15 protein-coding genes are annotated in these 16,809 nt (G+C 62.6%); 8 read left to right on the forward strand and 7 right to left on the reverse strand.

Going from position 1 to position 16,809, the window contains the following annotated elements; all coding sequences use genetic code 11:
• The first annotated feature begins 65 nt into the window (after positions 1-65).
• From ACR0J1_RS11625 to ACR0J1_RS11650, 6 genes are all read left to right on the forward strand, one after another.
• Complete coding sequence (locus ACR0J1_RS11625) at positions 66-944, forward strand: RNA polymerase factor sigma-32 (RefSeq protein WP_480732981.1); 879 nt, start codon at positions 66-68, stop codon at positions 942-944.
• A complete protein-coding gene (locus ACR0J1_RS11630) occupies positions 941-1,762 on the forward strand; it encodes a ChaN family lipoprotein (protein WP_480732982.1) in 822 nt (273 codons plus the stop codon). The genes ACR0J1_RS11625 and ACR0J1_RS11630 overlap by 4 nt, the downstream gene beginning before the upstream one ends.
• 63 nt (positions 1,763-1,825) lie before the next feature.
• Positions 1,826-3,022 (forward strand): bifunctional phosphopantothenoylcysteine decarboxylase/phosphopantothenate--cysteine ligase CoaBC, encoded by a 1,197-nt coding sequence (gene coaBC, locus ACR0J1_RS11635; protein ID WP_480732983.1) that lies wholly within the window; start codon positions 1,826-1,828, stop codon positions 3,020-3,022.
• A 27-nt stretch (positions 3,023-3,049) separates the two neighbouring features.
• Entirely contained in the window at positions 3,050-3,505 is a 456-nt protein-coding gene (dut, locus tag ACR0J1_RS11640; protein ID WP_480732984.1) for a dUTP diphosphatase, read from the forward strand.
• Positions 3,505-4,551, forward strand: a complete 1,047-nt coding sequence (locus tag ACR0J1_RS11645; protein ID WP_480732985.1) for a HesA/MoeB/ThiF family protein — start codon at positions 3,505-3,507, stop codon at positions 4,549-4,551. The genes dut and ACR0J1_RS11645 overlap by 1 nt, the downstream gene beginning before the upstream one ends.
• A gap of 63 nt (positions 4,552-4,614) precedes the next feature.
• Complete coding sequence (locus ACR0J1_RS11650) at positions 4,615-6,630, forward strand: M3 family metallopeptidase (protein WP_480732986.1); 2,016 nt, start codon at positions 4,615-4,617, stop codon at positions 6,628-6,630.
• Here the strand turns inward: ACR0J1_RS11650 and ACR0J1_RS11655 are convergent.
• Genes ACR0J1_RS11655 through ACR0J1_RS11680 form a run of 6 tightly spaced genes read right to left on the reverse strand, consistent with a single transcriptional unit; the run spans position 6,627 to position 13,186 of the window.
• On the reverse strand, positions 6,627-7,559 hold the full coding sequence (locus ACR0J1_RS11655; protein WP_480732987.1) for a 2-hydroxyacid dehydrogenase: 933 nt from the start codon (positions 7,557-7,559) through the stop codon (positions 6,627-6,629). The genes ACR0J1_RS11650 and ACR0J1_RS11655 overlap by 4 nt on opposite strands.
• Before the next feature lie 10 nt (positions 7,560-7,569).
• Positions 7,570-8,709: a rod shape-determining protein RodA gene (gene rodA, locus ACR0J1_RS11660; protein WP_480532049.1), complete on the reverse strand. Its 1,140-nt coding sequence runs from the start codon at positions 8,707-8,709 to the stop codon at positions 7,570-7,572.
• A complete protein-coding gene (gene mrdA / locus ACR0J1_RS11665; RefSeq protein WP_480732988.1) occupies positions 8,706-10,655 on the reverse strand; it encodes a penicillin-binding protein 2 in 1,950 nt (649 codons plus the stop codon). The genes rodA and mrdA overlap by 4 nt, the downstream gene beginning before the upstream one ends.
• Positions 10,652-11,188: a rod shape-determining protein MreD gene (locus ACR0J1_RS11670; protein WP_480732989.1), complete on the reverse strand. Its 537-nt coding sequence runs from the start codon at positions 11,186-11,188 to the stop codon at positions 10,652-10,654. The genes mrdA and ACR0J1_RS11670 overlap by 4 nt, the downstream gene beginning before the upstream one ends.
• Positions 11,181-12,083: a rod shape-determining protein MreC gene (mreC, locus tag ACR0J1_RS11675; RefSeq protein WP_480732990.1), complete on the reverse strand. Its 903-nt coding sequence runs from the start codon at positions 12,081-12,083 to the stop codon at positions 11,181-11,183. Before mreC ends, ACR0J1_RS11670 begins: the two co-directional genes overlap by 8 nt.
• A gap of 56 nt (positions 12,084-12,139) precedes the next feature.
• Positions 12,140-13,186, reverse strand: a complete 1,047-nt coding sequence (locus ACR0J1_RS11680; RefSeq protein ID WP_008756832.1) for a rod shape-determining protein — start codon at positions 13,184-13,186, stop codon at positions 12,140-12,142.
• Positions 13,187-13,340: 154 nt separating this feature from the next.
• Here ACR0J1_RS11680 and ACR0J1_RS11685 point away from each other — a divergent pair, with 154 nt between their 5' ends.
• Complete coding sequence (locus ACR0J1_RS11685; protein WP_480732991.1) at positions 13,341-14,126, forward strand: 23S rRNA (adenine(2030)-N(6))-methyltransferase RlmJ; 786 nt, start codon at positions 13,341-13,343, stop codon at positions 14,124-14,126.
• A 164-nt stretch (positions 14,127-14,290) separates the two neighbouring features.
• Here the strand turns inward: ACR0J1_RS11685 and ACR0J1_RS11690 are convergent, their stop codons facing one another.
• Complete coding sequence (locus ACR0J1_RS11690) at positions 14,291-15,859, reverse strand: 2-isopropylmalate synthase (RefSeq protein WP_480732992.1); 1,569 nt, start codon at positions 15,857-15,859, stop codon at positions 14,291-14,293.
• A gap of 279 nt (positions 15,860-16,138) precedes the next feature.
• Between ACR0J1_RS11690 and ACR0J1_RS11695 the strand changes: the two genes are divergently transcribed.
• Positions 16,139-16,804: an SDR family NAD(P)-dependent oxidoreductase gene (locus tag ACR0J1_RS11695; protein ID WP_480732993.1), complete on the forward strand. Its 666-nt coding sequence runs from the start codon at positions 16,139-16,141 to the stop codon at positions 16,802-16,804.
• The last annotated feature ends 5 nt before the right edge of the window (positions 16,805-16,809 follow it).

Genomic DNA, 16,809 nt, shown 5'->3' on the forward strand with positions numbered 1-16,809 from the left:
CTGCGTATCGACCTCAGGTCGGCGTGACAAGCCCGGCCAATCGCCTGTGGCAAAGGGAGAGTTTCATGGCACTGGACAACGCAAACGATTTCTCGATGTCCCGACAGGCGATGAAGGCGGAACTGCTGGATGCCGAGACAGAATTGCGGCTGGCCTATGCCTGGCGTGATGACCGGGACGAGCAGGCCCTGCACCGTCTGATCACCGCGTATATGCGGCTGGCGATTTCGATGGCGGCCAAGTTCAAACGCTATGGCGCGCCGATGAACGATCTGATCCAAGAGGCCGGCCTGGGCCTGATGAAAGCTGCCGACAAGTTCGACCCGGATCGGGGCGTACGCTTTTCGACCTATGCAGTCTGGTGGATCAAGGCAAGCATTCAGGATTACGTCATGCGCAACTGGTCGATGGTGCGCACCGGGTCGACCTCGTCTCAGAAATCGCTGTTTTTCAACATGCGCCGGGTACAAGCGCGTTTGGAACGCGAAGCCGCGACCGAAGGGGTCGAGCTGGATCGGCATCAGCTGCATCAGATGATCGCCACCGAGATCGGAGTTCCTCTGCGGGATGTCGAAATGATGGAAGGGCGGCTTGCCGGATCCGATTTCTCACTGAACGCGGTGCAATCGGCGGATGAGGACGGGCGCGAATGGATTGACGCGCTGGAGGATGATCGCGAACAGGCTGCTGAGGCGGTCGAGCACAACCATGACACGCGGCAACTGCGCGAATGGCTGGTCACCGCGATGCAGGCCCTGAATGAGCGCGAGCGCTTTATCGTGCGCGAACGCAAGCTGCGCGACCCGGTGCGGACGCTTGAAAGCCTTGGAAAAGAGCTGGGCCTGTCGAAAGAACGCGTGCGTCAGCTTGAGGCGGCGGCCTTCGTGAAAATGCGCAAGAACCTTGAAGCGCAATCGCGCGAGGTGCAACACTTCTTCGCATGAAACCTTTTGCGATTCTTGCGGCCATTCTGTTGCTTGCCACCGTGCCTGACAGAGGCCGTGCGGCTGATATGATTCCCGAGGATGTGTTGGCCGACATGCAAGCGGCTGACGTGGTCATCTTGGGTGAGGTTCACGACAATCCGCAGCATCACCTTGTGCAGGCAGAAGCAATCGCGGCCATCATGCCCTCGGCTGTCGTGTGGGAGATGGTGACCGAGGAAGGCGCGCAAAGACTGGCGCAAAAGGCGGTGTCTAACCCCGAGGAACTGTCTAGAATTCTGCGCTGGGCTGAATCGGGCTGGCCGCCGCTCAGCATGTATTATCCTGTCTTTCAGGCCGCAAATGTGCCGGTCTACGGGGCGATGGTGCCCCGCACAGCCGCGCGTGCTGCGATGGAGCGCGGAGCCGCCACCGCACTGGGCGCTGATGCGGCGCGCTATGGGCTGACCGTACCACTGCCGCCTGAGGATCAGGCCGCGCGCGAGGCCGATCAACTTGCGGCCCATTGCGACGCGCTGCCCGCCGAGGCGTTGCCGCAGATGGTTGCGATCCAGCGTTTGCGCGATGCGGTCCTGACCCGCGCGATCCTGCGCGCTGCGGATGAAACCGGCGGGCCGATCGCGGTGATTACCGGCAACGGCCATGCCCGCAAGGACCGCGGTATTCCAACCTTTCTTGCGCGGTTGCGTCCGGGCCTGAAGGTTTTCGTGCTGGGGCAGTCCGAAGATGGGCTTATCAATGGTGAGTTTGACGCGGTGATCGACAGCCCAACCGTCGAGCGCGAGGACCCTTGCAAGGCCTTCGAGTCTCAGAATTAACCGCTGGAACTGCCCGGCTGCCTTGCCTAATGTCGGGGCCGACCGGGACGGGAAGGGCAACATATGTTGGCAACCAAACGTATTCTGCTGATCATCGGTGGCGGGATCGCGGCCTACAAGTCGCTGGACCTGATCCGGCGTCTGCGCGAGCGTGGCGCGTCGGTCACGCCGGTCCTGACCCGCGCTGCCGAGGAATTCGTGACGCCCCTGTCGGTTTCCGCGCTGGCTGGTGAGAAAGTTTATCGCGATCTGTTTGACCTGACCGATGAGGCCGAGATGGGGCATATCCAGTTGTCGCGCTCGGCCGATCTGATCGTCGGTGCCCCGGCAACGGCTGATCTGATGGGCAAGATGGCGGGGGGGCTAGCCAATGATCTGGCCTCGACCCTGCTGATGGCGACCGACACGCCGGTTCTGTGTGCGCCCGCGATGAATGTGCGGATGTGGGATCATCCGGCGACGCGGCGCAATCTGGCGCAGTTGCAGGCGGATGGCGTCCGGTTTGTCGGCCCGAATGAGGGCGACATGGCCTGCGGTGAATACGGCCCGGGCCGCATGTCGGAACCGTTGGAGATTGTTGCAGCCATCGAGGCGCAGCTTGGCGACGGCCCCTTGAAGGGCAAGCGTGTGCTGGTGACGTCTGGCCCGACCCATGAACCGATTGACCCTGTGCGCTACATCGCCAACCGGTCGTCGGGCGCGCAGGGCACAGCGGTGGCGCGGGCGCTGGCGGCGTTGGGCGCCGAGGTGGTTTTTGTTACTGGCCCTGCTGACGTTGCGCCGCCCGAAGGCGTGCAGGTTGTCGCGGTTGAGACCGCGCAGGAAATGTCCGATGCGGTCGAGGCTGCTTTGCCTGTCGATGCAGGTGTCTTTGCCGCGGCGGTGGCAGATTGGCGCGTGGCCACGGCCTCGGACAAGAAGCTGAAGAAAAGCCGCGATGGGTTGCCGACGCTGGAATTTGCCGAGAACCCGGATATCCTGAAACGTGTCGCCGGGATGGAGGCGGGCCGCCCCGCGCTGGTGGTGGGCTTCGCGGCGGAAACGGACAGTGTCATCGAACACGCCACTGCCAAACGCGCGCGCAAAGGCTGTGACTGGATCGTGGCCAATGATGTGAGCCCGGCAACAGGTATCATGGGCGGGTCCGAGAATGCGGTGATCCTGATCTCGGACGATGGGGCCGAGGAATGGCCGCGCATGGGCAAGGACGCCGTGGCCGATCGGCTGGCGCAGAAGATTGCTGCGGCTTTGGCAGGGTAATTTCCGCAAAGAACGAGAGGTGCTGGGATGGTTGCAATTCGTGTGATCCGTGAGGATGGGTCTGATCCTTCGATTCCGTTGCCCTCTTACGAAACATCGGGGGCTGCCGGGGCGGATGTGCGGGCCAACCTGCCGGGCAAGGCCTCGATCACGCTGGACCCCGGGCAGCGCGCGTTGGTGCCGACAGGCTTGCGGATCGAAATCCCGCAAGGGTTTGAGGTACAGGTGCGTCCACGCTCGGGTCTGGCGTTGAAGCATGGTATCACCCTGCCGAACACACCCGGCACCATCGACAGCGATTATCGCGGTCCGCTTGGGGTGATCGTCCTGAATGCCGGGCAGGATCCGTTCGAAATCACCCACGGAGAGCGCATTGCACAGCTTGTCGTCGCCCCCGTGGTGCAGGCGACCTTCGAGGCCACCGATGCCCTGTCCGAGACCGATCGGGGCGCTGGCGGCTTTGGTTCGACCGGGCGCGGCTGATGCTGCTGGTTCTGATCCTTGCCGCCGGGCTGTGGGGCGTGGGCTGGATGGCCGGTGTGTCGCGTACTGCGCGGATGGTGTCTATTGGCACGCTGCTGGCCGGGGTGATCGTCGCGCAACTGGTTTTGCCCGAAGGCAACCCCTTGCGTCAGGCAACTGGCGGCTCTGCAGCGATGTGGTTGATCCTTGCTGGCTCTGCGGTGCTGGTTCTGCTTTATGGTCGGGGCGTGAAAGCGCTGCGAAACCGAGCGGAAACCGCCGAGGCTAAGGAGCCCAAGATGCCCTCAGATCAGTTCACCGAGACCGAGCTGGAACGCTATGCCCGCCACATCGTCCTGCGCGAACTGGGCGGGCCGGGGCAGAAGAAGATGAAACAGGCGCGGGTGCTGGTGATCGGCGCGGGCGGTCTGGGGGCTCCGGCCCTGCAATATCTGGCTGCGGCCGGCGTGGGCACGATCGGCGTGATCGACGATGACGAGGTCGAGAACGCGAACCTGCAACGGCAGGTCATTCACCGCGACGCGGATATCGGGATGCCCAAGGTGTTTTCGGCCCAGCAGGCCATGGAAGCGCAGAACCCCAACGTGGTTGTCTTGCCCTATCACCGGAGGCTGACCGAAGAGATCGCCGCAGACCTGTTTGCCGATTTCGATCTGATCCTCGACGGCACCGACAATTTCGACACCCGTTATCTGGCCAACCGGACCGCCGTCGCGCTGAACAAACCGCTGATCTCGGGCGCGCTGTCGCAATGGGAAGGGCAGCTTAGCGTTTTTGATCCCGCCAGCGGCGCGCCCTGCTATCAGTGTATTTTCCCCGAGGCTCCGGCCCCCGGTCTGGCCCCGTCCTGCGCCGAGGCGGGCGTGATTGGCCCTCTGCCCGGAGTTGTCGGTTCGATGATGGCGGTTGAGGCGATCAAGGTGATTACGGGTGCGGGGCAGGCCCTTCGGGGTGAGATGTTGATCTACGATGCGCTTTATGGCGAAAGCCGCAAGATCACCCTGTCGCAGCGCGCCGATTGCCCCATCTGCGGTGCAGGCGCGTAATTTCATCGCGCGCACTGGACCCTTGCGGGTGGGTTTCCTAGGTAGAGACCAAAGGAGACCCGCATGACCAACCCGATCCTGTCCGACTGGACCACGCCCTTCGAACTCGCCCCGTTTGCAGATATCTCAGACGGTGATTTCGCCCCTGCTTTGGAACAGGCGCTGCAGGCGCATAACGCGCAGATCGACGCAATCGCGGCGAACCCCGAAGCGCCCAGTTTTGCCAACACGATCGAGGCGTTGGAAGCTGCAGGCGAGCAGTTGGACAAGGTTCTGTCGGTGTTCTTCACGGTTGCAGGCGCGGACAGCAATCCCAAACGCGAAGAGTTGCAGCGGGAGTTCTCTCCGAAACTGGCGGCGCATTTCTCGGGCATTTCATCGAACAAGGCGCTGTTTCAACGGGTGGCTGATCTATGGGCGCGCCGCGACGAGCTGGGCCTGACAGACGAACAGGCGCGGGTGCTGATGCTGTCGCATCGCGGGTTTGTCCGCGCAGGCGCTGCGCTGGAAGGTGAGGCCGACGCGCGGATGCAAGAGATCAAGGCGCGGCTGGCCTCGTTGGGGACCTCCTTTACCCAGAACCTTCTGGCCGATGAGCGGGATTGGTTCATGGACCTGACCGAGGATGACCTGCAGGGCCTGCCGGATTTTGCTGTGGATGCCGCCCGTGCCGCGGGGCAGGAGAAGGGGGCGGATGGCCCCGTCGTGACCCTGTCGCGGTCAATCATCGTGCCGTTTTTACAGTTTTCACCCCGCCGGGACCTGCGTGAAAAGGCCTATCGCGCGTGGACCGCGCGCGGGGCAAATGGCGGTGAGACCGACAACCGAGAGATTGCGGCAGAAATCCTGCGCCTGCGCGAGGAACGTGCCAAGCTGTTGGGGTATGCCAGTTTCGCCGACTACAAGCTTGAGACCGAGATGGCCCGCACACCGGATCGCGTGCGTGATCTGTTGATGGATGTGTGGCAGCCCGCCAAAACCCGCGCCAACGCAGATGCCGAGGTGCTGACCGCGATGATGCAAGAAGATGGCGTCAACGGCCCGCTGGAAGCGTGGGACTGGCGCTACTATGCCGAGAAACGGCGCAAGGCCGAACATGATCTCGATGAAGCCGCGCTGAAGCCATACCTGCAACTGGACCGGATGATCGAGGCGTCTTTTGCCTGCGCCAACCGCCTGTTCGGGTTGGAGTTCTCACCGCTGGACGTGCCGCTCTATCACCCCGATTGTCGCGCGTGGGAGGTGACACGCGACGGGCAGCATATCGCAGTCTTCATCGGCGATTACTTCGCGCGCGGCTCAAAACGCTCGGGCGCGTGGTGCAGCGCGATGCGCGGGCAGGCGAAGTTCCCGAAGACGCAGGCTCCGGTCGTGATCAATGTCTGCAACTTCGCCAAGGGCGATCCGGCACTGCTGTCTTATGACGATGCGCGCACGCTGTTTCACGAGTTCGGCCATGCGCTGCATCAGATGCTGTCCAACGTGACCTATGAGAGTATCTCGGGCACCTCGGTGGCGCGGGATTTCGTCGAACTGCCCAGCCAGCTTTACGAACACTGGCTGGAAGTGCCCGAGGTTCTGGCCGAATTCGCAACCCATGCCGAAACCGGCGCGCCGATGCCGCAAGAGATGTTGGACAAGGTGCTGCAGGCCGCCAATTTCGATCAGGGGTTCCAGACGGTGGAATATGTCGCCTCGGCTCTGGTCGATCTGGCCTTCCATGACGGGGCCGCACCCGCTGATCCAATGGCCAAGCAGGCCGAGGTTCTGGCCGATCTGGGCATGCCGTCGGCCATCGGAATGCGCCATGCAACGCCGCATTTTGCTCATGTGTTTGCGGGCGACGGCTATAGCTCAGGCTATTACAGCTATATGTGGTCCGAGGTCATGGATGCCGATGCGTTTGCAGCGTTCGAGGAAGCAGGCGGTGCGTTTGATCCCGAACGCGCTAAGGCGTTGGAGGATAACATTCTGTCCACTGGCGGTTCACGCGAGGCCGAGGACCTGTATCTGGCCTTCCGCGGGCGTCTGCCGGGGGTCGAAGCCCTGCTGAAAGGTCGCGGGCTGATCGCGGCCTAATAGCCCAGATCACGATCGACGAGGTGGAGAAAGGGCTCGCCCGCCTCACCTCGGCGAATGTTCTCGCAAATGACCTGAGCGGCGGTAACGGGCCGGGTCTCCGAGGCGATATGCGGCGTCACTGTCACGTTTGGCTGGGCCCAATAGGGATGCTCGGGCGGCAGGGGTTCGGTGCGGAACACGTCCAGCGTGGCGTGGCCAACCTGTCCTGACTTCAGGGCCGCCAGCAGGGCATCATCATCGATCAAAGGCCCCCGACCCGGGTTGATGATGCAGGCCCCTTTCGGCAGAAGGGCAAGCGTCTCAGCATTCAGTATATTTGTGGTCGCCGCCGTGTCCGGCAACAACAGCACAAGGATTTCCGCCTGTGCCAACGCGTCCCGCAGGCCGTCTGCCCCATGCAGACAGGTCACACCGGGGATGTCCTTGGCGGTGCGGCTCCAACCGATGACATGGAAATTCAACGCGGCCAGCGCCCGTGCCGCAGCCTCGCCCAATTCGCCCAGACCCAGAACGCAGACCGTGCGCTGCGTGGCTAACGGTGGGGCGTCCGGCTCCCACGTCGTATCCTGCTGAGTGATATGGCGGTCCATCCCGAGGTGATAACGCAGCACGTGGCCCACCACCCATTCCGTCATGCCCTGTTTCAGCCCGCTGTCTACCATGCGCGCCAGCGGGACGGTCAGGGTTTCATTGTCCGAAATGCTCTCGACCCCGGCCCAAAGGCTGAGCACGGCTTTCAGCCGCGTGAACGGCGTGAAATCCCGCACCCCTCCGTTCGGGGCATAGACCACATAGTCGACCTGATCGGCGGGGATGTCGGTGGCCAGATGAAAGTCCAACCCGGCCTCGGTCAGCCCTTTGCGCAGCAGCGGTTCATATTCCGGCCACAGCCCGGGGCGGGCGGAAAACAGGACGTTGACGGGCATGGAGGACCTTTCAGCGGGGGCGGTGGATATGGGCGCTTTGCACGATGCCGAAGGCGGCCATCAGCACCAGCATCGCCGAGCCGCCATAGCTGACCATCGGCAGCGGCACACCCACGACCGGGGCCAGCCCCATGACCATCGACATATTCACCGCAAAGAACAGGAAGAAGTTCAGCGCAATGCCCAGCGTCACAAGGGACGAGAACCGGTCCTTGGTCGCCAGCGCTGTGACCATGCAGAAGATCAGGATCAGACCATAGAGGATCAGCAGGGTGATACCGCCGACAAAGCCGAATTCCTCGGCCAGGGTGGTGAAGATGAAATCGGTGTGCTTCTCGGGCAGGAAGTTCAGACGCGACTGGGTGCCTTGCATGAACCCGCGCCCGTTCCAACCGCCTGAGCCCAGCGCGATCTTGGATTGCGTAATGTGATAGCCTGCACCTAACGGGTCGGTTGAGGGGTCCAGAAACGTATCAATCCGGCGGAACTGATAGTCCTTGAGCAGCTGCCATTCAGTCCCGCGACTGTTGAACACCGTGGCAATCAGGCCAACCCCCGCCGCGATCACGGCGGCAAAATAGGCCCAATGGACACCGGCCAGAAACATCAGCCCTCCGCCCGCGGCCAGCAGCAGGATCGAGGTGCCGAGGTCCGGCTGACGCAACACCATGAAGGTGGGGATCAGGATCAGGATGACCGGGATGATCACCCAAAGTGGACGCGAGGTTTTGTGTGCGGGCAGCCAATCATAATAGGCCGCCAGTACCATAACCAGCGCTACCTTCATCACCTCGGACGGTTGCAGCCGCATGAACCCAAGGTCGATCCAACGTTGCGCGCCCATGCCGATGGTGCCAAACAGCTCGACCACGATCAGTAGGCCGATTGAGCCCAGATAGGCCACGACCGACATATTCCGCCAGAACCAGATCGGCACCAGCGCGATGATGAACATCACCGTCAGGCCCAGCCCAAAGCGTTCCATTTGCGGCTCGGCCCACGGTGTCCACGATCCGCCCGCGACCGAGAACAGCATCAGGAAGCCGGCACTTGCGACGCTGATCAGCAGCAGCGTCAGCGGCCAGTTCATATACAGGAATTTGCGGAACCCCGAGGGCGTGGATTTGACGGCGTATTCAAGATAGCTCATGCGCGGTCCTTTGCGTCAGGACGCGCTTTGGGGCGGCGGTCACCCTCAAGCCGTTTTTGTTGTTCCTTGATGCGCTCGCGATCACCGGTCGGATAGGCCTCAAGCGGCGGTGTGCCGTTATAAAGCGCCTGCAGCATGATATCGCGCGCAACCGGCGCGGCGGCCTTTGACCCGCCGCCGCCATGTTCCACCACAACGGCGATGGCGTATTTCGGGTTGTCATAGGGCGCGAAGCTAACAAACAGCGCATGGTCGCGGCGTTCCCAGGGCAGGTCCTCGTTGCGGATCACCCCTGCGGCGCGCTCGGCCTTGGTGATGTTGCGCACCTGGCTGGTGCCGGTCTTGCCAGCCATGCGGAAATCATCTGCGATGATCCGGCTGCGATAGGCCGTCCCGCGCCGGTCGTTCGATACCGACCACATCGCCTCGCGGATGTAGTTCAGGTTGGCGCGGTTGATCCCAAGTGGCTCACCCGCGCCTGTTGGCTGTTCGATGCCGTCAATGGATCGGACCAGACGGGGCGTGACGGCACGCCCGGTGGCGATCCTTGCTGTCATGACAGCCAGTTGCATGGGCGAGGCCAGCATGAAACCCTGCCCGATCGAGGCATTGGCCGTATCGCCGATCAGCCAGTCCTCGCCATGGGTGCGTTGCTTCCATTCCTGATTGGGGGCCAGACCGGCGCGCACGGCGGACATGGGGATGTCGTGTTTGACCCCCAGCCCAAGAGTACGCGCCATCTCGGATATTTTGTCGATGCCGACCTTGATCGCCACGTCATAGTAATAAACGTCACAGCTGCGCTTGAGCGATGTGTTGAGGTCCACCATGCCGTGGCCTCCGCGCTTCCAGCAGTGGAAGCGGCGGCTGCCGACCTTGAGGTGGCCGGGGCAATATACGGTGTTACCGGGACCAACGACACCGGCTTCAAGCGCGGCCAAGGCAGTAACCATCTTGAAGGTCGATCCGGGCGGGTATGTGCCCTGAACCGTCTTGTTGGCCAGCGGGCGGTACTTGTCCTGTGTCAGGATCTGATAATCCGCGACCGAGATGCCGCGCACGAATAGATTGGGATCGAAGCTGGGGGCCGAGGCCATCGCGCGCAGATCGCCGGTTTCGCAATCGATCACAACAGCGGCGGCGCTTTCTCCGGCTAACCGTGCCTGCGCATATTGCTGAAGGTCTGCGTCGACGGACAGTTGCAGATCAGCGCCGGGTTGACCCTCTTGTCGGTCCAACTCGCGCATGACACGGCCAGTGGCGTTGACCTCGACCCGCTTTGAACCCGCCCTGCCACGCAGGTCGATCTCTTGCTTGGCCTCAAGACCGACCTTGCCGATCTGGAACCGGGGGATGCGCAGCACCGGTTCGGGATCTTCGATCTGGCTCAGGTCATAGTCACTGACGGGGCCGACATAGCCGACGATATGGGCGAAATCCTCATAGCGTGGGTATTGCCGGGTCTGGCCGACCTCGGGCGTGACGCCGGGCAGGGCCGGGGCGTTGACGGCGACTTTCGAGATATCTTCCCACGTCACCTGATCAACCAGTGTGACGGGCAGGAACGGGGCCGAGCGGCGCATTTCGGTGCGCGCGCGCTCAATCTCATCCTCGTTCAGCGGGATCAGATCGGACAGTTTGGCGATGACCTTGTCGATATCGCCTGCATCCTCGCGCACGATCACGATGCGGTACGAGGGCGAGTTCTGGCCGATGATCTGCCCGTTGCGATCGTAAATCCGCCCGCGCGTAGGCGGGATCAGACGGATGTTGATGCGGTTTTCCTCGGCCAGCAGGCGATATTCGTCGGCCTGATCGACCTGCATGAACCGCATCCGCGCCGCCAGCCCGCCGATGAAGGCCGCCTGTAGCCCGCCCAGCACAAGTGCGCGGCGCGGCAGGCGTTTGTAGGCGAGGCCTTGGGATTTGGGCTTGCGCTGTTTCATGCCCGTGCGCCTGCTGCGGTGGTGTCGGCGACGGATTTGCGGCGCACGCCAAACGCGCTCTGGCTGAGCAGAACGATCAGCGGGTATATCGCAATTGTCAGAACCACCTGTATCACCACCGGCCCCAGCGCTGCCTGTTGCACCGACAGAATAGCAAGAATGACGCGGTTGAGCACAAAAACTGCCGTGATCACGGCGCCGACCGTGGTCCATTCACTGACGAACCCTCCATCGCGCATCCCCGGTGCTGCCGTGCGCAGGTACGAGGCGCCCATGACCACCAACGCCGCCAGCAACCCCGGAGGACGTTGCAGCAGCAGATCGGCCATCAGCATCACAAAGGCAATCGCAAGGATCGGCACATATTCGGGGCGGCGCAGCACCCAGGCATAGGTCAGCGCCATCAGGATATCGGGAAACGGCCAGCGATCCGGTTTCGAATCCAGTGGCAGCAGGTGCAGGAACATCACCAGCACCGCCAGTGCCAGATACAGCCCGCGTTTCATCCAGAGGTGCGAGGATGGCCTATCCATCGGTGGCCTCCGGTGCGGTCAGGGCCGCTTCGGGCTGGCGTGGGCCGACGATGCCGCCGGGGTCGCTGATGGGCTGGGCCGACTGGAACCGCAGCACCCGCAGGAATTCAAGCCGCTCGAAATCCGCCGACAGGCGCACCCGCAGCCGCCCGCCGGGGTCGACGGCGATCTGGCCGATCAGCAACCCGCCGGGGAAGACGCCGCCATCGCCCGAGGTCACAACCCGGTCACCGGGGCGGACCAGTTCACGGTTTTCCAGAAACTCAACCAGCGGCGAGGCGCTGTTGTCCCCGGTAATCAGCGCGGTCTGGCCCGAGGGCTGGATGGTCGCCGGTATCGCGCTCGAGGCATCTGTAAGCAGGATCACCCGCGCCGTATCCGCGCCAACGCCCGAGATACGGCCCACAACGCCGATCCCGTCCATCGTGGCCCAACCATCGACGATCCCGTCACGTTCCCCCACGTTCAACAACACCGATTGCCGGAACGGAGAGCCACTGTCGGCCATCACCACCCCGGTCACATAAGTCAGCCGGGGGTCGAGCCGCACATTGTTGAGGTCCAGCAGACGGGCGTTTTCCTGCTCCAGCTGCAGCGCGGCCTCTTTCCAAGCGCGCATCAGGCGCAGCTCGCTGCGCAGTTCCTGGTTCTGTTCGCTCAGGCGCTGGTAACTTTGGAAGTCCCGCGCGAGGTTGACGGCGGCTGTCACCGGCACCATCGCCCATTCCATCGAAGGCACCACTGTATCCACCACCTGCGCCCGGAACCGTTCCACACGCGGGCTGTCGATGCGCCAGACCAGAAAGATCGCGAGCAGGCACAGCACCACGATCCCCAGCAGCAGACGGCGCAAGGGGGTCGTGTATTCATCGCGCTGTGATCGGTCCTTTGCCACAGGTTACCTTCCCGTGCTGCTCGTGCCCGAGTTCTCACCCCATAAGGGTGCGCGCCTTAGCTTTCGTAGTCAATCGCGTGGCGCAGTTGTTTTTCGTATTCCAGCGCCTTGCCGGTGCCCAAAGCCACACAATTCAGGCTTTCATCGGCAATCGACACGGCCAGACCGGTCTGTTCGCGCAGCGCCAGATCCAGATCGCCCAGCAATGCGCCGCCGCCGGTCAGCATGACACCCCGGTCAACGATGTCCGCCGCCAGATCGGGCGGCGTGGTCTCAAGTGCGGTCATCACTGCCTCACAGATCGCTTGGACGGGTTCGGACAGCGCCTCGGCAACTTGCGCCTGACTGATTTCGATTTCCTTCGGGACACCGTTCAGCAGGTCGCGCCCGCGGATGTGCATCGACTGGCCGCGGCCATCGTCGGGCATACGGGCGGTACCGATGGTGGTCTTGATGCGTTCGGCAGTGGATTCCCCGACCAGCAGGTTCTGCTGACGGCGTAGGTACGAGATGATGGCTTCGTCCATCCGGTCTCCGCCAACGCGGACCGAGCGGGCATAGACGATGTCGCCCAGCGACAGAACGGCCACCTCGGTGGTGCCGCCGCCAATGTCGACAACCATGTTGCCGGTCGGATCGGTGATCGGCATACCTGCCCCAATCGCTGCCGCAATCGGCTCGGCAATCAGACCTGCGCGACGTGCGCCAGCCGAGAGAACCGACTGTCGGATCGCGCGTTTTTCAACAGGTGTTGCACCATGAGGGACGCAGACGATGATCTTCGGTTTTGAAAAGGTCGAGCGTTTGTGAACCTTGCGGATGAAATGCTTGATCATCTCTTCGGCGGTGTCGAAATCGGCAATCACGCCTTCGCGCATCGGGCGGATGGCTTCGATGGACCCGGGCGTCCGGCCCAGCATCAGCTTGGCGTCTTCACCAACGGCCAGCACTTTCTTCACACCATCCTTGACGTGATAAGCCACCACCGAGGGTTCAGACAGGATCACGCCGCGCCCTTTGACATAGACCAGCGTGTTCGCTGTCCCAAGGTCGATAGCCATGTCCGCGGTGAACAGGCCGCCCAGATTGCCAAAGATGCCCATAATCTACTGATCCCGTTTGTCAGAATTTCCACTGCCCGCGACTCGACGGTTCCGGGACGGATGCCTTATAGGGTGCCATCTCGCCCGGTTAAAGGGCTGATTCCGCGACAATCAGCACCTTTCCGCCTTATTGATAGGGACTTTAGAAGGCAAAATGCTCTCATATCAACATATTTACCACGCCGGGAATCTGGCTGATGTACAAAAGCACGCTTTATTAGCGTGGGTGCTGGGCTATCTGACCCAAAAAGACAAACCGATCAGCTATATCGAGACGCATTCCGGGCGCGGTCTGTATCGCCTTGATGCACCCGAGGCCGTCCGCACTGGCGAAGCCGCCGCCGGTATCGCGCGGGTGCAGCGCCAGGGGTGGTTTGGTGCGGATCATCCGATGGCGCGTGTGCTGGATACGGTGCAGGCCCGTCATGGTGCGGCGACATATCCTGGGTCGCCGTTGATTGCGGCAAATCTGCTGCGCGCGCAGGACAGTCTGCATTTTGCCGAGTTGCACCCGCAGGAATACGCGGCGCTTTCGCTGGCGTTGTCACCCTATCGCGCGAAGGTCTACCAGCAGGACGGTTTTGAGCTGGCGCAGTCCCTGCTGCCACCGACGCCGCGGCGGGGGATGATGCTGATCGACCCCAGCTATGAGGTGAAGGCGGATTACGACCGCTTGCCCGGGGTGATCGCCAAGCTGCATCGCAAATGGAATGTTGGGGTGATTGCGTTGTGGTATCCGATCCTGACGGATGGGCGGCACACACCCATGATCTCGGCATTGAAATCAGCGGGTTATCCCAAGGCGATCTGCCATGAGGTGAGGTTCCCTCCGGCGCGCGAGGGGCATCGCATGCTGGGCTCGGGCATGTTCATGCTGAATGCGCCCTTTGGGATTGAGGGCGAGATGGGTCGCCTTTCGACGTTGTTCGAAAAACTCTGAGCTGTTTCTAAAAAAAGAAATACTCCCGCCCCGTTTGGCAGCATCAAAGATGCCGTCAAACGAGTTGGGCCCGGCAGCGCGCCAAAGGCGCGCTGCCGGGCCCAAAGCCGCAAGGGGGTTCGGCGTAGCCGGGCACCCGCGGGTGCGGGAGCGTTCCCCGTTGATCAGGTCAGGTCTTTATAGCTGATCTCGCGCGCGTCGGCGCCGGGGCCTGCCTTTTCGCGGCGCATGATCAGGCGGTTCAGCGCGTGGATATAAGCCTTGGCCGAGGCCACAACCGTATCGGTGTCAGCAGACTGACCGGTCGCGATCATGCCATCCTCTTCCAGACGCACCGAAACCGTGGCCTGCGCATCGGTGCCTTCGGTCACCGCATGGACCTGATAGAGCTGAAGATGCGCCTTGTTCGGATGGATCGCCCGGATCGCCTTGAAGGTCGCATCCACCGGCCCGTCGCCATATTCGGTGGCGGTCACATCCGCGCCTTCGACCTCCATCTCGACCGTCGATTCCGCCTGCCCGCCGGTGCCACAGGTCACCTTCATCGAGACCAGTTGCAGATAGTCATCATCGTCATCCAGCGTCATCAGGGCAATCAGGTCATCGTCAAAGACCTCTTTCTTGCGGTCGGCCAAATCCTTGAACCGCACGAAAATGTCCTTGAGCTGGTTGTCGCCGACCTCGTACCCAAGCGTTTCCAGCTTGTCGCGCAATGCCGCGCGGCCCGAGTGTTTACCCAGCGGCAGAGAGGTCCCCGAAAGGCCGATGTCCTCGGGCCGCATGATCTCGAAATTCTCGCGGTTCTTCAGCATCCCGTCCTGATGGATGCCGCTTTCATGGGCAAAGGCATTCTTGCCGACGATGGCCTTGTTGAACTGGACGTTAAAGCCCGACACCGTCGCCACCCGGCGCGAGATATGCATGATCTTGGTGGTGTCGATGCCGGTATTCCATGGCATGATGTCGTTGCGGGTCCGCAGCGCCATCACCACCTCTTCCAAAGCCGTGTTGCCGGCGCGTTCGCCCAGACCGTTGATGGTGCATTCGATCTGACGCGCACCGCCCGCGACAGCCGCCAGCGAGTTCGCGGTCGCCATGCCCAGATCGTTGTGGCAATGGGTGGCGAAGATCACCTCATCCGCGCCCGGAACCGTCTCGATCAGGCGCTTGATCAGGTCTGCGGATTCCATCGGTGCGGTATAGCCCACCGTATCGGGAATGTTGATCGTCGTCGCGCCCGCCTTGATCGCAATCTCGATCACGCGGCACAGGTAGTCCCACTCGGTCCGTGTCGCATCCATCGGCGACCATTGCACGTTTTCGCACAGGTTGCGCGCGTGGCTGACCGTTTCGTGGATTTTGTCGGCCATCTCATCCTGTGTCAGGTTCGGGATGGCCCGGTGCAGCGGAGAGGTGCCGATGAACGTATGAATGCGGTTCTTCCCGGCGTGTTTCACCGCCTCCCAACAGCGGTCGATATCGGCGAAATTGGCGCGCGCAAGCCCGCAGATGCGGCTGTTCTTCGACCGCTGGGCGATCTCGGAAACGGCCTTGAAATCACCTTCCGAGGCGATGGGGAACCCGGCCTCGATGATGTCGACGCCCATGTCGTCCAGCAGCTCGGCGATCTCGAGCTTTTCGGCATGGGTCATGGTGGCGCCGGGGCTTTGTTCGCCGTCGCGCAAAGTGGTGTCGAAGATCAAGACGCGGTCTTGGTCGGTCACGTTGGTCATGGGATTTCTCTTTCTTCTTCTGTCCTAAAGCCAATGGCGCGCGGGCGTCCTCCTCTGAGCGGGCGCGCCGGATGGCACGCTCAGAGGCGGATTAGGATCAGTAGGCCACGCAGCGACGCACCGCGGATGGCGGTGTCGGTCAGGGGGATATCTGCGCGGTTGATCATGGGGTTGAGCTTATACAGCGCCCGCCGCGAATGAAAAGAAAGAAAATGCGCCCATGTGGTTTATCGGGCGCGCGGCGTTGATCGGGCCACGTTGACCGCTAACTGTCAGGGTATGAAAAACGCATTGATCATCGGCGCGACCGGAGGCATTGGCCGCGCGCTGTGTGCCCGGCTTGAGGCGCAAGGGATTGCCGTGACGCGGCTGTCACGTTCGGCCGACGGGTTCGATCTGCGCGTGCCCGAGGTGGCCGAGCATATCCTGTCGCAGACCCCGGGTCCGTTTGACCTGATCCTCGTGGCGTCGGGCGCGCTCGAGATTGACGGGGCCGGGCCGGAAAAGACCATGCGGGCGCTGTCGGCGCGGGCGATGATGGATCAGTTTGCGCTGAATGCGGTGGGCCCGGCGCTGGTTCTGAAACAGGCCGCGCGGCTGCTGCCCCGCGACCGGCGGGCGGTCGTCGGGGTGCTGTCGGCGCGGGTGGGGTCGATTGGCGACAACCGGCTGGGCGGCTGGGTCAGCTATCGGGCGGCAAAGGCGGCGGTGAACCAGATCGTGCACACTGCGGCCATCGAACTGGCGCGGACGCACAAACGCGCCGTCTGCGTTGCGCTGCACCCGGGGACGGTCCGAACGGAGTTCACCCGCAAGTATCTTGGGCGGCACCCAGCCGTTGACCCGGACGAGGCCGCGCGCAATCTGCTGGGCGTCACCGAGGGGCTGACGCCTGCTGATACAGGCGGTTTCTTTGACTGGGCCGGAAAGCCTGTGCCGTGGTAGGCGCG

The organism is Ruegeria sp. CJ3, from assembly GCF_056536725.1.

What these genes read in the sequence shown, in the direction of transcription:
- ACR0J1_RS11655 (WP_480732987.1), bottom strand. Translation starts at nt 7,559, where the DNA reads ATGCCCGTCAACGTCCTGTTTTCCGCCCGCCCCGGGCTGTGGCCGGAA.
- ACR0J1_RS11695 (WP_480732993.1), top strand. Translation starts at nt 16,139, where the DNA reads ATGAAAAACGCATTGATCATCGGCGCGACCGGAGGCATTGGCCGCGCG.
- ACR0J1_RS11645 (WP_480732985.1), top strand. Translation starts at nt 3,505, where the DNA reads ATGCTGCTGGTTCTGATCCTTGCCGCCGGGCTGTGGGGCGTGGGCTGG.
- coaBC (WP_480732983.1), top strand. Translation starts at nt 1,826, where the DNA reads ATGTTGGCAACCAAACGTATTCTGCTGATCATCGGTGGCGGGATCGCG.
- rodA (WP_480532049.1), bottom strand. Translation starts at nt 8,709, where the DNA reads ATGAGCTATCTTGAATACGCCGTCAAATCCACGCCCTCGGGGTTCCGC.
- dut (WP_480732984.1), top strand. Translation starts at nt 3,050, where the DNA reads ATGGTTGCAATTCGTGTGATCCGTGAGGATGGGTCTGATCCTTCGATT.
- ACR0J1_RS11690 (WP_480732992.1), bottom strand. Translation starts at nt 15,859, where the DNA reads ATGACCAACGTGACCGACCAAGACCGCGTCTTGATCTTCGACACCACT.
- ACR0J1_RS11650 (WP_480732986.1), top strand. Translation starts at nt 4,615, where the DNA reads ATGACCAACCCGATCCTGTCCGACTGGACCACGCCCTTCGAACTCGCC.
- ACR0J1_RS11625 (WP_480732981.1), top strand. Translation starts at nt 66, where the DNA reads ATGGCACTGGACAACGCAAACGATTTCTCGATGTCCCGACAGGCGATG.
- ACR0J1_RS11630 (WP_480732982.1), top strand. Translation starts at nt 941, where the DNA reads ATGAAACCTTTTGCGATTCTTGCGGCCATTCTGTTGCTTGCCACCGTG.
- ACR0J1_RS11670 (WP_480732989.1), bottom strand. Translation starts at nt 11,188, where the DNA reads ATGGATAGGCCATCCTCGCACCTCTGGATGAAACGCGGGCTGTATCTG.
- ACR0J1_RS11680 (WP_008756832.1), bottom strand. Translation starts at nt 13,186, where the DNA reads ATGGGCATCTTTGGCAATCTGGGCGGCCTGTTCACCGCGGACATGGCT.
- mrdA (WP_480732988.1), bottom strand. Translation starts at nt 10,655, where the DNA reads ATGAAACAGCGCAAGCCCAAATCCCAAGGCCTCGCCTACAAACGCCTG.
- ACR0J1_RS11685 (WP_480732991.1), top strand. Translation starts at nt 13,341, where the DNA reads ATGCTCTCATATCAACATATTTACCACGCCGGGAATCTGGCTGATGTA.